Source organism: Kastovskya adunca, assembly GCF_059505785.1.
The window spans coordinates 247,953-263,857 of the sequence record NZ_JCACLG010000026.1; the positions used below are offsets into that span (position 1 = coordinate 247,953).

The following is a 15,905-nucleotide window of genomic DNA, read 5'->3' on the forward strand; positions in this document are numbered from 1 at the left end:
CGCCAAGTCACAATAAAAGAAAAGCACTGGCGATTAATTCTATGAAACTGCCCAACGGCCCGAAAACTCCTCAACTTCTCCGGACGCTGAAGCTGGTGGCTCGTCCCTTAGAGTACATGGATGACTATGCTCAACGCTATGGGGATTTCTTCACGGTGGGTAGCCAGAATTCTCCCGTCGTGTACTGTAGCAACCCCAAGGCAATCCAGGAGCTTTTTACCGCCGATTCAGAGCGGTTTGAAATTGGTAAGGGAAATAGAATTCTACGATTTTTGCTGGGGGACAAATCCCTGCTATTGATGGATGGACCTCAACATCAGCGCCAGCGACGGCTGTTGATGCCACCTTTTCATGGCGATCGCTTGCGTACCTACAACCAGCTAATCTGCGATATTACCGCACAGGTGACGGCACAGTGGGAAGTTGGCAAGCCTTTCCCGATCCGTTTATCGATGCAAGAAATCACCCTACGAGTGATTCTCCAAGCCGTGTTCGGGCTGCATCAAGGAGATCGTTACGAGCAACTCAGGCAACTGCTCAGTTCGCTGCTAGAGGCGATCGGTTCTCCCTTGAGTTCCGCCTTGCTATTTTTTCCTTCACTCCAAAAGGATTGGGGGTCACTTAGCCCGTGGGGGCGCTTTTTGCGTCAAAAGCAGAAAATTCAGCAGCTAATCTATGATGAGATTCGCGATCGCCGAGAGCAAGGTGACTTCTCTGGCACTGATATCCTCACGTTACTGATGTCAGCTCGCGATCAAGCGGGTCAGCCCATGACAGACCAAGAGTTACACGACGAGTTGATGACACTGCTAGTTGCGGGGCATGAAACCACCGCATCCGCTCTCACCTGGGCATTGTACTGGACTCATCACCTCCCCGAAGTCGAGGAAAAGCTGCGTTGTGAGCTAGGAACCCTCAGCGATGACGCCGACAAGGGCAAAATTTCCCGGCTTCCCTACCTCACGGCAGTCTGCCAGGAAACCCTGCGGATTTATCCCATTGCCATAACAACCTTCCCTAGAATTCTCAAATCACCGCTAGAGCTAATGGGGCATGACTTTAAAGCAGGTACGGTACTGTTGCCTAGCATTTATTTAGTGCATCAGCGGGAGGATATCTACCCAGAACCTAAGCGCTTCCAGCCAGAGCGCTTTCTAGAACGGCAATTTTCACCCTACGAGTATTTCCCCTTTGGTGGAAGCGATCGCCTCTGTATTGGCATGGCACTAGCACAGATGGAAATGAAACTAGTACTGGCGACGATTCTGTCCCGCTTTCACCTAGCTCTGGTTGATCAGCGTCCCGCCAAGCCTGTACGCCGTGGCTTAACCGTGGCTCCTCCTAGCAAGATGCAGATGGTTGTCATAGAGCGGGTGAAAACAGCCGAGGCTCAAAATGCCAACACATTGCCTAAATAAACTCAGCGCCCTTTAGTTGCCAATGTCTTCATTCCACAAGTCCGGATTGCTGTGGATAAAGTCACTCATCAACTGTTTGCACTCCTCCAAATCCAGATCAATTACCTCAACGCCATGAGACTCCATAAACTCCCTAGCACCAGGAAACGTGGCTGATTCCCCAGCAATCACTTTTTTAATCCCAAATTGCACCACCGCACCAGAGCAGAGGTAGCAAGGCATTAAAGTTGAATACAGGGTTGTTCCTGTGTAGTTACCAATTCTCCCCGCATTTCGCAGACAGTCAATTTCAGCATGGGTAACGGGGTCGTTGTTTTGGACGCGCTGATTGTGCCCTCTACCAACCACTTTTCCCTCCTTCACCAGCACCGAACCAATAGGAATTCCTCCCTCACTGAGTCCCGCTTTGGCTTCCTCAATAGCTGCTTGCATAAATTCGTTCATGGCGCGTTTATTCTCCGGTAGACGGTCTTCCTAATTTTTACCCCAACTCCACTAGATATCTATGCCCAAACAACTGGTGCTAATGGATCACGATGGCGGTGTGGATGACTACCTCGCCACTTTACTGCTGATGACGATGGATGGCGTCCAACCTCTTGGCGTTATCGTCACTCCCGCCGATTGCTATATTCAACCCGCCGTTGCTGCGACGCGCAAGATTTTGGATTTGCTGGGACGTTCTGATATTCCAGTGGCAGAAAGTACGGTGCGCGGAATTAATCCCTTTCCCCGACTCTATCGCCGCGATTCATTTATCGTTGACCATCTCCCCATCCTCAACGAGCAAGAGACAATAGAGACGCCATTGGTGAAAAAATCAGGGCAAGAATTTATGGTGAAGGTGCTGCAAGACGCGCCGGAACCCGTAACGCTGCTGGTAACGGGGCCATTGACAACCGTTGCTACGGCGCTAGATATAGCACCAGAAATTGAAGCCAAAATTCAGCAAATTGTCTGGATGGGAGGAGCGCTTAATGTTCCTGGCAATGTTGAAAAAAGCTTAGAGGCGGGACAGGATGGTTCGGCAGAATGGAATGTTTACTGGGACTCTATCGCTGCCCATCGCGTCTGGCAAACCGCAATTCCGATTGTGATGTGTCCGTTGGATATTACCAATACGGTGCCTGTAACTTCAGAGTTTGTCTATAGGTTAGGTAAACAACGTCAGTATCCCCTTTCTGATTTTGCTGGACAATGTTATCGGAAACGCCGTAAAACCCCCGTGCTTTAGCCGGGGGATATAAGGCGGGTCATCGGAGGCTTCGACGTGAGCGCTCAGCCGAACGGTACGGAGATGACTAAACTACAAAGGAGTGGGGAAACAAGCTATCAAGCTCCTAATCAATTCAGACTTACTCATCCCTCGTCTAACCGCCTCTTCCTGTAGTTGTCGCATCTCATATTTGGTCAGCCTAATATCTAATCTCTCTGTCTTCATTTGTACACACATTTGGCTACACATATACTATAATCAAAAAAGCACGTTGAGAGGTCGAATCAATGCGAGTCTTAGAGTACAAAATCAAAGCCAAACCGCAGCAATACAAGGCTATTGATGAAGCTATCAGGACAGTGCAGTTCATCCGAAATAAAACGATTCGCTATTGGATGGATGCACCCAAAGATACCAAAATCAATCGGTTTGCTTTGAATAAGTATTCAACAGAACTCCGCCATGAATTCTCCTTTGTCAAAGACCTTAACTCGATGGCAGTACAGGCTGCTGCTGAACGTGGGTGGCTGGCAATCTCTCGGTTTTACGATAATTGCAAGTCTAAGAAGTCTGGTAAAAAGGGGTTCCCTCGCTTCCAGAAAGACAACCGTTCAGTAGAGTACAAAACCTCTGGATGGTCGCTGAGGCCTCTCGAAGCGTGGTCGCTTCACAAAACCAAAAGACGTATCAACATCACCGATAAAAAAAGAATTGGTGAACTTAAGCTTCTAGGTAAGTGGGATATTCATCAATATCCTGTAAAGTCCATCAAGAGAGTACGTTTAGTGCGACGTGCCGATGGGTATTACTGCCAGTTTGCTGTTGATGTCGAGTGTATTGATATTCAGCCGCCTACAGGTCAGGAGATTGGCTTAGATGTTGGCCTAGAGTCGTTCTACACCGATTCAAACGGACATCAAGAGCCAAATCCTAAGTTTTTGCGGAAAGCTGAGGTGGCTATCAAACACAGTCAAAAAGCCATTTACAAAAAGGTCAAAGGTTCAACTGGACGCCGTAAGGCAAGAGCTAAATATTCCCGAAAACACTTAAGAGTAAGTAGGCAACGTACCGAACACGCTAAGAAGCTAGCGCGTCACGTTTGCAGGTTTAACGACCTAGTAGCCTATGAAGACTTAAGGGTTAGCAATTTACTCAAAAACCACTGTTTAGCTAAGTCAATTGCTGATGTTAGCTGGTATCAGTTCAGGCAGTGGATAGAGTATTTTGCTACTAAGTTTGGCAGATTAGCTGTTGCTGTTCCACCTCAGTACACCTCACAAGAATGCAGCCAGTGTAAGGCGATAGTCAAAAAATCCCTCAGTACTCTTATCTCACGTTTGCTCGTGTGGATTGATTCTGCAAAGGGATTGGAACGCGGCAATAAATATTTTGCTCAAAGCAAAATCTAGGGATGGACAGTCCCGAAGTAACGCTAAGGGAGTTGGAATCTCTACGCTACTTGGTGCAAACCTGGTAGAGCAAGTTCTGACGATGAACTTAGAATCCCCCGTGCTTTAGCCGGGGGAGTGTCAACAATTGCGAGAATGGGAAACTGTAATTGTGACGACGGGAGAGAGTCAGGGACGGACAAAGATAGAAGGTGGTGGCAGAAAGATTCAGGCGATGGAGCAGGTGAATAAGTCTAAGTATTACGACTATCTTTTACAACAATGGGCGCGGTGAAGTTGGCTATTTTCGGCTCTGAAGGGTTGTAAGTAGTTGAGGAATTTAAAACCGAACTCTCCCCTCGGTTAATAACTTAAATCCACCAATCAATGCGGCAAAGGCAACGAAGAACGTCCACAAACTGGTGGGTCTTAAAACTACGCCACCGCTCAAAAATACGAGCACACAACCAATAATTAATAAAATCCATCCTAAGCTGCCCGTTTCTCTGGGAAACAGGAGCAGGCTAATCATGCCGCCTATAAGTGCCAAAACAGAGGCAGCAGCAGGAATGTCTCGCCAAAAGTAAGGGGAGTACTGAGTGGTGAAGATGATGTTTTGTCCTAGAAAGTAAACGCCAACGAGAAGGAGAATCAATCCAATGAGTTTGAACAAAAACGTGTTCATGATTTTTGCTGTTGTCTCTAGCTGTAAGGACTTAAGCTGGCACCCCTTTGGAGCGATCGCTTTTTGGTTGACCTGAGGTTTATCGATTTGTAGGCTAGATAATCGCGGCACTGGGGCGATCGTCTCCCTATTTCCCCTGAAATCCTTTGTGAGCGCTTCTTTGCCTACACAAATCTAGTTCTAACCCAAGCCTCGTTCCCGTGCTACGTAAAATAATGAGAAAGTATTAATTTAAATTAACCTTCGTAAATAAATGTCTGTTTTATTATCAGAAACCAGTGAAACTACGGAATAATCTAAGTTTATTAAGGAGCAGAGCGCTTCTGTCTAAAGTGAGACTAGCCCAAGGGTTGGAGCGGTCGCTTTGGCTAGCTTTGCTATTGATTGACTATGTTATTCTTGGCTTCCGGCTTCTCACTTTTGGTGGCTTGGGGACGCCTGAATTTTAATTTTCCATTATTTTACATTTGGATTTGGTATGACTTCTTATCTCGCATCATCTCAATCTCATACTCCTAACGCTACGATTCCCAAGCCTCAACTTGTGACAAATTCTTCACGGGAATCTAGCAGTAACTCTTCTAAGTCAAATGTTCATTCCCTCGCGGCACTCTGGGCGAGGAAATACTTCAGTGCTGTTACCAAGGATTACGACGCAGAGCAGCTACGTAAGAGTGAGAGCTTAAGGGAAGTCACCTCGAAAGAAGGTCGCGACTATACGGCTGAAAAGCTTTTGAGCAACCTAAGTTTGGGTAGTGCCCGCGCCTGGTCTTTAACAGAAACGCTGCTGTCAAAAGAAGTTCAACGCCACGGCATCAACCCCGAGTTGCTCAATCCATTGCAGATTGCCGCCGATACTCGCCATCTGTTTGAAAAAGCACTGGCTGCCTACGGTGAGCGGGCAACTCCTAGACGGTTGTCTGTTGTCTTAGGGCAGGACTTTGGGAAAGTTCGACAGAAATATACCTCTGAAGACCCCCGTGCTATTGGCTTTGTCAGTATGCAGTTTCACTATACAGGGCAGCTTTTATTAGAGTGGCTATCGCCAGTAGAACAAGCATTATGGAAGCCCTACTTAAAGGTGATGGACGACCATATGTACATGCCGCTTCGGGCTGCCTACGACGCCGCCGGAAATCATGAATACAACTCTCCTGCCATTAAAGCTGTACAGCATCTACTGCCAGTCAGCACCAAGATTGCTCACCTAGTGTGCGATCAAATCTGCCGCCTGCACCCCGCGCATCGTACCTACAGCGGTTCTCTCACTGAGTCGGTGGTCAAAACGGCGAGTATTCGTGATGCAGAGATGTTTCAGGTGTATTTATGCTTGTGTGTCTTGGAAGATGACATCCGCTCAGTACAGCGAGAACTCTTCCCGCTCTGCGTAATGCTATATCCTCGCTTGGGGGTGAGCTGGAAGTTAGTGCAAGACATGCTTAAGATTGTGGGCTGGGAGATGTTCAACACCTTGACTCCTGAAGATATGGCAACGTTCATGCCCTATCTGCGGACGATGACTGAGATGTTTTCTGATGAGGTGTTTCAAGGCAGATAATGTTGTTTCCGGTGGCGAAGGGATGAGATTTGCTTGAGAGGATTACCCATACTCTGCGTCGGAAAGGATGTTCGGGAATTCACTGCTTTGAACTCAGATGAAAGGCAGGTAAACTCGCTTTTGAGTGGAAATTTCAGTTAACTTTTTTCTGCTACTGATGAAGTATCCAGCTCGGAATTGGGAGATTCTGGAATTTCTAACGCGAGTTGGTAAATTTGGCGGCGGGGAAGAGAAGTGGCTTTGGCTAGCTGACGGCTGGCTTGCGATCGCGATATGCCGGATCTCAATAGCTGCTTCAATTCCGCGATCAGGGCAGATTCTGAAAGGACAGGCGTAGTTTGTTCTGCCCCTGCTAACACCAATGTGAATTCTCCTTTGGGATCGTGTTGGGTGTAATAAGCGATCGCCTCCTCAACACTCCCGCGCCAAAACTCTTCGTGCAGCTTCGTCAGTTCCCGCGCCAAGACAATCTGACGAGTTGCTCCCAGCATCTGGGCAATGTCTTGCAACGTCTGCCGCAACCGATGGGGAGACTCGTAAAAAATTAACGTTCTCATTTCCGTAGAGAGCAATTCTAGGTGCAAAGAGCGTTCTTTTGGTTTTGCTGGCAGAAAACCTTCAAAGAGAAACTGAGCCGTGGGTAAGCCGGAAGCCGTCAACGCTGTGATTACAGCCGTCACGCCAGGAATCGGCACAACTGTAATTTCGGCTTCAACGCAAGCCTTGACCAATTCATAACCGGGATCGGAAATTCCTGGCATTCCCGCATCCGTCACTAAGGCGATCGCTTCCCCCTGGCTCAACCGTCCCAGCAACTCCGGCAATCGCTGGGCGTGATTGTGTTCGTGGTAACTCAGTTGCGGCGTTGTAATTTGAAAGTGCTGTAAGAGTTTTCCCGTGTGGCGAGTATCTTCAGCCGCGATCGCATCCACAGACTGCAAAGTTCGTACCGCCCGGAAGGTCATATCTTCCAGGTTGCCAATCGGTGTTCCGACAAGATAAAGAATACCTGTAGTCACTAAACTGCCACCACACCAACAAGATTTGCCGTTAATCACCCTTAATCATAGCGGTCATCAGGCTAAAGCTTGAGTAGAGAAGTGGTATGCAAGTCTCTACAACGCTAGTTTTTTAGCTCCACCATGGGAGAGTGTGGATGTATTTGAGCTGGAAGAGAAAAGATGGCTAAACGAGGGCTGTTTGTCGGGATGGTTACTTGGGACTTGATTTATCTTACCGATGGGCCTCCGAGTAGTAACCAAAAAATTGCCGCATCTGACTACGCGATGGCGGCGGGAGGGCCAGCCACAAATGCCGCCGTCACCTTTAGTTATCTGAAAAATCAATCCACAATTGTGGGAGTTTTGGGCAATCATCCCCTCAGTCATCTAATTAAAGCGGATTTGGAAACTTATAACGTAGCGATCGCTGACTTAAATTCCACCCAATCCCAACCTCCTCCCCTAGCTTCCATCATCATTACCCAAGCCACAGGCGATCGCGCCGTCGTTTCTCTCCCAGCCCCCAAAACTGATTTCTCTAGCGATCGTTTGACTGCCGATCTTATCTCCAATATTGATGTGGTTTTAATTGACGGTCATCAAATGGTAGCCGGACGAGCGATCGCCTCCCTTGCCAAAGCCCGCAATATCCCCGTCGTCATTGATGGCGGCAGTTGGAAGCCTGGGTTTGAAACCGTACTGCCATTTGTGGATTATGCTCTTTGTTCTGCTAACTTCTATCCCCCTGGTTGTGGAAATGCAGAGGAAGCGATCACCTACCTGCAAGCCATTGGTATTCCTCACATTGCCATTACTAACGGCGAAAAACCGATTCAGTACGTCAACACCGGGGAAACTGCTCAACTTGTCGTACCGCAAATCAACGCCGTCGATACAGTAGCCGCAGGCGATATCTTTCACGGTGCTTTCTGCCACTACATCCTTTGGCAAAGCTTTCCCCACGCTTTAGCCTCCGCCGCAAAAATTGCCTCCCATTCCTGTCAATTTTTCGGCACACGACGTTGGATGGAGGTGGAAGGAGAAGAGAGTCCTGAGATTTGAGCGGTAATGTTGGGATCTGTTGATCGTTGGCGCTCCCTTTCGGCTACGCCAGTCTGGAATCATGGCGGCTCACCAATCTAGATCATCAATTTCATCCTTCCTCCTTCGTATAAATTGAAGAAAGTAGAAAATTTGCACCCCCTGATAGAGCATGGAAGACGGCAACCCAGTAAACTTCGCCCTAGACAGCGATCGAGGAGACATCTTTGAGCTGAGTATTCCTCAAGCCCCAGAGGGATTTAAATCTGGATTTGTGGGCATTGTGGGACGCCCGAATGTGGGGAAGTCTACGTTGATGAATCAACTGGTAGGGCAAAAGATTGCCATTACTTCACCCGTAGCGCAAACAACCCGCAATCGCTTACGAGGGATTTTGACCACACCAGAAGCCCAGCTGATTTGCGTCGATACGCCAGGAATCCACAAACCCCATCACCAATTGGGGAAAGTGCTGGTGAAAAATGCCCAGATTGCGATTCACTCAGTGGATGTGGTGCTGTTTGTGGTGGATGGAGCGGTAGCAGCCGGAAGAGGCGATCGCTTTATTGCCGAACTCCTGGAAAACACCGAAACCCCAGTGATTTTAGGAATTAACAAATCCGACCAACAGCCAGCGGATTCGCAGCAACTCGATGATAGTTACGCTGAATTTGCTAAAACCTACAACTGGCAGATGGCAAAATTCTCTGCCCTTACAGGCGAGGGACTAGATACCTTACTGCACTTGTTAATTGAGCAACTAGAACCTGGCCCTTACTACTATCCCCCTGACTTAGTGACGGATCAGCCAGAACGCTTCATCATGGGCGAACTGATTCGAGAGCAAATCTTACTCCATACCCGCGAGGAAATTCCCCACTCCGTGGCAATTACCATTGATGTCGTCGAGGAAGAACCAACGATTACGCGGGTGCTAGCAACGATTCACATTGAACGTGATTCGCAAAAAGGCATCATTATTGGCAAAAAAGGCAGCATGCTCAAGACGATCGGCAGTGATGCCCGCCAACAAATCCAGAAATTAATTGCGGGTCAGATTTATCTAGAGTTATTTGTAAAAGTGCAACCCAAATGGCGTCAATCTCGCTTGCAATTAGCTGAGTTGGGTTATAGGGTCGAAGAGTAAAAAAAAGTATGTTCGGCGAAGCCGTTGCCGGAGGCTAGGGTGAAATATGAAGTATGAAAAGAATCCTGATCCGGTAAGTCCTGAGTATGGGAACGAGGGAGATGAGGAGAGAAAAATTGATGACGATTAGCCATTACTTCAATCCCCTAATAATTTCATACTTCACCCTTCATACTTCACCCTTCATACTTCACCCTTCATACTTCACCCTTCATACTTCATACTTCACCCTTCATACTTCACCCTTCATCCTTTCTTCCCTACAGCACTCAGGACTCAGCACTCAGGACTAACTAACTATCGTCCTAACTTTTGCCGTGCTAACTGACGGAGGTGAACGGCGCTGGAGTTGTTGGGTTGGATTTGGAGGGCTTTGTCCATAGACGCGATCGCCAAGTCCAATTGTCCTAAGTCCCAAAGAGCCGCCCCTCGATTTGCCCAAGCATCAGCAAAATCGGGCTTGAGGGACGTTGCTTTATCAAAGGCGTCAACTGCTTCTGAGCTACGACCTAAGACCAGAAGAGCCGATCCCCGATTATTCCAAGCATCGGCAAAATTGGGTCTGACCTCGGTGGCTTGCTCGTAGAGTTTTAAGGCTTCTAAATGGCGCTGTTGCTGTTCTAATGCATAGCCTTTGCTAGTTAGGGCTTCTGGATAGTTGGGGTTGATTGCCAAGGCTTCATTACAAGCCGCGATCGCCTCATTGATTTGCTGCAAAGAGTTCAGACTATAGCAGCGTCCCCAGTGAGCTTCAGAAATATCTGACTTGCGGCTCAGGGCTTGGTCATAAAATTGGATCGCTTTTTGGTACTGTCCGCCTTGTCGCAGGCGTTCTGCCTGAGCGAGCACGTCTGCCACCTTCGGCTCTGAAGGAGCAGGAGCGGCAGGAGCGACAGGGGCAGCCGCTTGTACTGGTCTGGGCGGAGTAACGACTGCTGCCGATTGTTTAATTTCTGGTGAGGCTTCGACTTCAGGTCTACCCGTAGCACTAGTAGGAACAGATGGGGTAGATTCTTCAGGTTCATTAGCCGTTTCCTTAGGGGCGGCTGTCTCACCCTCAGAAGTCTGGGTAGACTCCTCAATAGAGACCGCGTTCGGCTCCGCCTCTACCTCTGCCGTTGTTTTTTTTGCCAACACCCTAGGGATAGGAGACTGGGAGTTAGCAAATTGGGAAGAGAGGAGCGTTTTTGTGGCAAAAAAGCTGGCTCCCACAGCCAACAAAACGGCTAGTGCAGTCCCAGGCTTGAGCGATCGCGTTTGGTTAACGGTAGTTGGAACTACTATTCTCCTAGATTGCGGGCGGGTGCTCGGTTGCGGTTGCCTCATTCCTGGTGCCGTTAATCCAGTCAGGGTAGGTGAAGGAAATTCCTGAGGCCTTACAACTTCTGTCGGTTCTGAGACTAACGGTTGTGGGGGTAAAGATTCGGCAAGATTGGCAGGAAGATGGCTTAAGGCATCCATTGCCTCTACAGCACTCCGGTAACGGGCGCGGAAGTCGTAACGCACCATACAATCAAGGATTGCCGCCAGTTCTGGGCTAACCTGCCGAGTGCGATCGCGCCAACTCACTTCGCCCGTTTGTGGATCTTGGCTGAGGTTTTTGGGATGAACTCCTGTTAAGGCTTGAATTCCAATCATCCCCACTGCATAGAGATCGCTGCTAAAGCGGGGATTTCCACTAAGTTGTTCGCTAGGCATATAGCCCTGCGTACCAATAGAAATAGTTAAATTCGTTTGTCCAGTTTTAGTATTAACAAGCTGGGAGCTAACTTGCTTCACCGCACCAAAGTCAATCAGCACAATTTTATAATCTTCGCGGCGGCGCATCAGATTAGAAGGCTTAATATCGCGGTGGATCACATTCTGCTGATGCACAAACGCTAGTACATACAAAATATCTTGTAATAGCGCCACCACCTTAGCTTCTGACCAAGGTTGCCCTAAAATCAGCTCTTGCGTCAGAGGTTCCCCTTCAACCAACTCCTGAGCCAGGTAAAACTCCTGATTATCCTCAAAGTGGGCAAGTAAGCGAGGAATCTGGTCGTGAATACCCAATTGATAAAGCACTCTCGCTTCTGTCTCAAACAGTCGGCTTGCCGTTTGTAAACTTTCAGCATCGCTCACCTGAGGCTTGAATTGTTTCACCACGCAACGGGGCTGTCCTGGCAAGTGCAAATCCTCTGCCAGAAAGGTTTGACCAAATCCCCCCGCTCCCAGCTCACTAATGACTATGTAGCGTCCGCCTAGAGGCTTCTCAGAATTAGCTGGTTGAAATAGATTTAAAAGGTTGAGTGCCATACCGTGCCCTTTACTTGTGAGCGATTGCTGTTCTTTATTTATAAATACCCACTTCAGAAGCGATTATTTGGATCGACTTTGAGTAAATATCTCAAAATTTCCTGAAGACCCAGTGAAGCTAAGGCTAAATGATCGGTGAGATAGTATCCCCAACCATTTTCCGGACAACCGGAAAGCCAAGCGCCATCTGCTAAATTCTTTTATGATCCTGACTGGGTTATAACACCATATACAACCCAATAGGTTTGACCAGACACGGCAAGCCTCAAGTACACTAATGACGTAAAATCCACCGTTATTGTTGCCGCTACCAGGTTATGTTAGAGAACAAAACTGACCTAAGACCGACACAGCTTAGAAGCGGCAATCTCTCTCCAGTTCCGAACTCCCGATTTTTGAATTTCAAAGGCGTGTTATGTCTGCTGAACCTCTTTACGTTCAATTGATCTGGGAAGACACCGAGACTGGTGAATCCCAGCAGCCCATTTTGGCACCACCGATCGCTATGGGTCGAGAGCTAGACCAAATGCCAGAAAACTTAGGCGAACAAGCTGTCTCTCGCCTGGAGTTAGCCAACAAGCAAGTCTCCCGATTTCACTGCTTAATTACGGTGGTGAATCATCAGCTCTACGTCACCGATCGCAGCGCCAACGGCACCTTTCTCAATGGGCAACCCCTTCGCCCCGGTAATCACCCTTTTTCTAGCAAAGACACCCTCCGCATTGGTTCTTACAAAATTATCGCGAGCTTAGTGCGGGACAACGACCTCGATTCCACGGAAATCAACCGGGAGCATACCCATTTTCAAAAAGGTAGTAGCCTACCCAGTAACGCTTTAGTTATTTGGTTAGTAGGTGGGCTGGTGTTGGTGCTGATGGGTATTGGGGCTTGGTTTTTAGTCAGCAACCTGCTCGAGCGATCGCGTCCCCGCGTTCCCGAAGCTCCCACCCCTGTCAGTAGCGTACCTTTGCAACGCTCCCCGATTAGTTGACGAAGTAGAAAGAGAATTTATCGGGTGCTAAAACTGAGTAGATATATCGATGCCTAAAAGTTAATTTATAAAAAATCTGCTCCCCCAACCCCGTTTAAAAAAGTGGGCTAGTAAGATTCTCCCCTCTGCCCCCATTCCTCTGTTGCTCCCCTGCTCCCCATTCCCCTCATGCCCTTCTCCCAGCACACCACGACTCGCGACGGGTTCATTCAATTTGGTCGGAGGAGGCGATCGCCACGGCACTTGGCAACAATTTTGCTGGGCATCTTAACCCTACTACTTGTCTTAACCCCCGTTTCTAGCACGGCGCAGGCTCCTATTCCTGAGCGTACCGCCGAGGCTCCTGTTGTCGTCGATGGTCGAGTGTTGTTTAAGGTCAGAAACTCTGGCAACTTCACGGCGGCTGAACGAGCGGCAATTATCAATACAGCCTTAGCCCAAGAAGCGCGATCGCTCGCTCCTGTTGAAATTGATGTAGTTCAGGACAACCAGCTAACGACTATTCGCAGTCGCACCGCCAATAACCCCGATGGTATACCTACCGATCGCAATCTCGTTACGGTAACGAAGGAAGATGTCATTCCTGGCATTAGTCCCTTCAGTCAAGGAGTTATCTGGCGGCGCTCCATTGTAAATTCCTTACAACAAAGCCGACTCGAACGCACTTCCAGTTATGAGCGTCAGGCGCTAATTTTCAGTATGGGGGTGCTACTAGGAGCGATCGCCATCCATCTTTGTCTGCACGTCCTCGGTAAGCTGCTCTCCCACCAAATCCTACGCTGGTTCGGCGCGATCCCCTCTCCCCTACACTTGAGAGAATCACCGCTCAAGTTATTCCTGCAACTCGCCCTCATCGGTTTGCAGACCGGATTATGGATCGCCGTTGCCTTCTACATTAGCGATCTTTTTCCCGTCGCCCGCCACTGGCGCTACCAGCTATTTAACTTCATCAATTCCCCGATCATTGGACTAGGAACAACCAATTATTCTGCCCTGCAACTACTGCTGCTCTTCGCCTTTACCATCGGGTTATGGTTTGCAGTTAGCGCCCTCACCAAAGTTTTCCGATTCTATGTTCTGGTGAGAACAGGTGCCGATCCGGGGATGCAGGAAGTTATTGCCATTTTGGCGCAATACATCCTCACCTTCCTAGGGCTGATTGTATTGCTGCAAATCTGGGGGCTAGATGTCGGTTCTCTGGCAATTCTCGCTAGTGTCCTCGGTGTGGGGATTGGTTTTGGCGTCCAGAACATCACCAACAACTTCATCAGTGGCTTGATCATCACCCTAGAGCGACCCATTCAAGTGGGAGATTTTGTCAAAGTAAGTGAATTGGTGGGGACAGTTGAGCGTATTGGGGCGCGGAGTACAGAAATTCGCACCCTCGATCAGGTGACAATTATTGTGCCCAACTCCCGCTTTTTGGAAACTGAGGTGATTAACTGGAGTCATGGCGACCCTGTATCCCGCCTCAAGATTCCCGTGGGGGTGGCGTATAGCTCATCGGTAGAGCAGGTACAGGCGGCGCTGCTAGAGGCAGCAAGAACTCACCCCGATGTGCTGGTCAAACCTCAACCCCAAGTTTGGTTTCAGGGGTTTGGGGACAATTCGCTGAACTTCGAGCTGATGGTTTGGACTGGGGAACCCAAAAAGCAGTTTCGGGTCAGAAGTGACCTCTACTACCGCATTGAGGCAAGCCTCAGGCAATCTGGTATAGAAGTGCCGTTCCCCCAACGGGATCTGCATGTGCGATCGCCAGAACTAGAAAAGTTCTTCCATACCTGGTTTGAGCACCAAGCACCGATGGCAACCGATACGCCTAGTACCAATGGAAACAACCGCAGCGATCGCTTCCCCGATTCTTCCTTAGAACCGCTACCCGAACAAGCCGTAGCTGCTGTTCTTACCGACGAGAAATTGGTCGCTGTTGATCTCAATGCCCTAGCCACAGCCATGCGAGAATCGGGAGAACTGGAAATCAAAGACCGCCGCTATCGCTTCAACCTCTATCCCGCCTGCTTTATCGGTGCAGAAGCCGTAGAATGGCTGGTACAACAACAAAACTGTACGCGCCAACAAGCAATTCAGTTAGGGCAGTTGTTAATCGAGCGAGGCATTATTCATCACGTTTGGGGGGACTATCCCTTCCGCGATGATTACAGCTTTTACCGCTGCGCTGGGGATGAGCAAGTGCTGTTAAATTCGGCTCATTGAGCGCAAAATAATTAGCTCTCACCTTCCAATCACTAAGGCTGCATTTGCTGAAGAACGTTCCAAATCACATCCGTCGGTACTGGTTCTGTAACGGTTACTGCTCAGAATCCCCTAGAAGAGGGAGCTTCTAGCTCCAATTCCTCGATAATTCTATCTCGCTAGATGTTTCAATATATTTAGTAGATTCAAAGGAGATTTATGGTTTCCGCCGTTATTGCTTATTTCTTGATTCTGGCAGGTGCCACAGGTACGGCTCTTGCCCTGTTCTTTGGTCTAAAAGCTATTAAGCTAATTTAAGCCTAAGCCGTCAGCGACATCCCCCAAACCTCACCAGGTCATACCAAACACACCCAAGCTCTCCATGGCGTTCTGTTCAAAATGACTAAAAAGGATGGAGGATGAAGTATGAGTGAAAACCATCAATAGTCTCTCTCCCCTTGGTTTAAATCCAAAGAGCAGAAAAACATCTGATGGGAGTCAGCCGTTTAGGCGTCGAATCATTACTAGCGTCCTGACTTCAAACCCCAGAATTGATTTATGGGGCTGAAATTTCATACTTCATCCTTCACACTTGGTGCCTTTAGTTGACATTGGTGAAGTGCCAGTTAGTTCGGCTTCCCTATGCTGCACTATAGGTATCTGTACGGGAGAGCCAAATGTTGAGGATAATTTGTTACCGCCGCTAGTGTAGAAAAGCGGCAAAATTTCTTGTTTCTGTTCTGTGGCAAGGAGGGACTTACACCTCAGGGTCTCGAATCTTGCTCCTTCTGTGAAAGATTAACGGACGAGGTGCAGGGTTTTTGGCACCATTCCTACCCTTTGTACTAAAACCACATCGGGAAGTTGAGCGATCGCTTACCGTAGAAAGTAAGGGGGTGCGTAGGGGGACGGAACTTGCCAATGCTCTTTGAGTAAAACGCATTCGTAGTCATTAGCTACATAAGCTAC

12 protein-coding genes and 3 pseudogenes are annotated in these 15,905 nt (G+C 48.5%); 10 read left to right on the forward strand and 5 right to left on the reverse strand.

All coding sequences use genetic code 11. The annotated features are described in order from the left end of the window. Positions 1–41: 41 nt before the first annotated feature. Positions 42–1,418, forward strand: coding sequence for a cytochrome P450 (locus AC5JR3_RS10280; RefSeq protein ID WP_495845554.1), 1,377 nt, complete (start codon positions 42–44; stop codon positions 1,416–1,418). Positions 1,419–1,430: 12 nt separating this feature from the next. Here the strand turns inward: AC5JR3_RS10280 and AC5JR3_RS10285 are convergent, their stop codons facing one another. Then, positions 1,431–1,862: a nucleoside deaminase gene (locus AC5JR3_RS10285; protein WP_495845556.1), complete on the reverse strand. Its 432-nt coding sequence runs from the start codon at positions 1,860–1,862 to the stop codon at positions 1,431–1,433. Between the two features lie 61 nt (positions 1,863–1,923). Between AC5JR3_RS10285 and AC5JR3_RS10290 the strand changes: the two are divergent. Then, positions 1,924–2,622: pseudogene (locus AC5JR3_RS10290) on the forward strand (nucleoside hydrolase); the annotation flags it as partial. A gap of 102 nt (positions 2,623–2,724) precedes the next feature. On the opposite strand, the gene AC5JR3_RS10295 reads toward AC5JR3_RS10290, so the two are convergent. Beyond that, positions 2,725–2,883: a plasmid mobilization protein gene (locus tag AC5JR3_RS10295; protein WP_495845558.1), complete on the reverse strand. Its 159-nt coding sequence runs from the start codon at positions 2,881–2,883 to the stop codon at positions 2,725–2,727. 38 nt (positions 2,884–2,921) lie between these two features. On the opposite strand from AC5JR3_RS10295, the pseudogene AC5JR3_RS10300 reads away from it, so the two are divergent. Then, positions 2,922–4,152 (forward strand): annotated as a pseudogene (locus AC5JR3_RS10300) (RNA-guided endonuclease InsQ/TnpB family protein). Positions 4,153–4,158: 6 nt separating this feature from the next. Next, positions 4,159–4,317: pseudogene (locus AC5JR3_RS10305) on the forward strand (nucleoside hydrolase); the annotation flags it as partial. A gap of 45 nt (positions 4,318–4,362) precedes the next feature. On the opposite strand, the gene AC5JR3_RS10310 reads toward AC5JR3_RS10305, so the two are convergent. Next, the gene (locus tag AC5JR3_RS10310) at positions 4,363–4,818 is read right to left on the reverse strand and encodes a hypothetical protein (RefSeq protein WP_495845561.1); all 456 of its coding nucleotides are present in this window, start codon (positions 4,816–4,818) and stop codon (positions 4,363–4,365) included. Positions 4,819–5,185: 367 nt separating this feature from the next. Between AC5JR3_RS10310 and AC5JR3_RS10315 the strand changes: the two genes are divergently transcribed. Further along, positions 5,186–6,265, forward strand: coding sequence for a hypothetical protein (locus AC5JR3_RS10315; protein ID WP_495845563.1), 1,080 nt, complete (start codon positions 5,186–5,188; stop codon positions 6,263–6,265). Between the two features lie 137 nt (positions 6,266–6,402). Here AC5JR3_RS10315 and rsmI read toward each other — a convergent pair whose 3' ends face one another. Continuing rightward, positions 6,403–7,284: a 16S rRNA (cytidine(1402)-2'-O)-methyltransferase gene (gene rsmI / locus AC5JR3_RS10320; RefSeq protein ID WP_495845565.1), complete on the reverse strand. Its 882-nt coding sequence runs from the start codon at positions 7,282–7,284 to the stop codon at positions 6,403–6,405. Between the two features lie 162 nt (positions 7,285–7,446). On the opposite strand from rsmI, the gene AC5JR3_RS10325 reads away from it, so the two are divergent. Both AC5JR3_RS10325 and era read left to right on the forward strand, forming a co-directional pair. Further along, positions 7,447–8,328 carry a sugar kinase gene (locus tag AC5JR3_RS10325; RefSeq protein ID WP_495845567.1) on the forward strand — a complete coding sequence of 294 codons (882 nt, stop codon included), beginning with the start codon at positions 7,447–7,449 and terminating at the stop codon, positions 8,326–8,328. A gap of 151 nt (positions 8,329–8,479) precedes the next feature. Next, a complete protein-coding gene (gene era, locus AC5JR3_RS10330; protein WP_495845569.1) occupies positions 8,480–9,454 on the forward strand; it encodes a GTPase Era in 975 nt (324 codons plus the stop codon). A 297-nt stretch (positions 9,455–9,751) separates the two neighbouring features. Here era and AC5JR3_RS10335 read toward each other — a convergent pair whose 3' ends face one another. Beyond that, positions 9,752–11,752, reverse strand: a complete 2,001-nt coding sequence (locus AC5JR3_RS10335) for a protein kinase domain-containing protein (RefSeq protein ID WP_495845571.1) — start codon at positions 11,750–11,752, stop codon at positions 9,752–9,754. A gap of 415 nt (positions 11,753–12,167) precedes the next feature. On the opposite strand from AC5JR3_RS10335, the gene AC5JR3_RS10340 reads away from it, so the two are divergent. The 3 genes from AC5JR3_RS10340 (at position 12,168) to petL (ending at position 15,254) form a co-directional block, all read left to right on the forward strand. Continuing rightward, on the forward strand, positions 12,168–12,743 hold the full coding sequence (locus AC5JR3_RS10340; protein ID WP_495845573.1) for an FHA domain-containing protein: 576 nt from the start codon (positions 12,168–12,170) through the stop codon (positions 12,741–12,743). Between the two features lie 168 nt (positions 12,744–12,911). Then, complete coding sequence (locus AC5JR3_RS10345) at positions 12,912–14,957, forward strand: mechanosensitive ion channel domain-containing protein (RefSeq protein ID WP_495845575.1); 2,046 nt, start codon at positions 12,912–12,914, stop codon at positions 14,955–14,957. Between the two features lie 198 nt (positions 14,958–15,155). Continuing rightward, positions 15,156–15,254 (forward strand): cytochrome b6-f complex subunit PetL, encoded by a 99-nt coding sequence (gene petL / locus AC5JR3_RS10350; RefSeq protein ID WP_495845577.1) that lies wholly within the window; start codon positions 15,156–15,158, stop codon positions 15,252–15,254. Positions 15,255–15,905 lie beyond the last annotated feature (651 nt).